This window comes from Paracoccus aurantiacus (assembly GCF_007993065.1).
Taxonomy (GTDB): Bacteria; Pseudomonadota; Alphaproteobacteria; order Rhodobacterales; family Rhodobacteraceae; genus Paracoccus; species Paracoccus aurantiacus.
The window spans coordinates 1-281 of record NZ_VOPL01000041.1 but is presented as its reverse complement, the minus strand read 5'-3'; the positions used below and the strand labels follow the sequence as shown (position 1 = coordinate 281).

Here is a 281-nt window from a genome sequence, read left to right as displayed (position 1 = left end):
ACGAAGACGGCGAGCGCTTCATCGACGGGGTCTGGGCGATCTTCGGCCATGGCAATGTGGCCGGCATTGGCGAGGCGCTGCACGGGATCGGGGACGCGCTGCCGACATGGCGCGGCCAGAACGAACAGTCGATGGCCCATGCCGCGATTGCCTATGCCAAGGGGCAGGGGCGCAGGCGGGCACAGGCGGTGACCACATCCATCGGGCCGGGGGCGACCAATGTGGTGACGGCGGCCGCACTTGCGCATGTGAACCGGCTGCCGCTTCTGGTCATCGCGGGT

At 68.7% G+C, this 281-nt stretch carries 1 protein-coding gene; it reads left to right on the top strand.

Translation table 11 applies throughout. The features are described from left to right. Positions 1-281: thiamine pyrophosphate-binding protein (locus FQV27_RS18765; RefSeq protein WP_246133187.1), on the top strand; the 281-nt coding region annotated here is incomplete at both ends.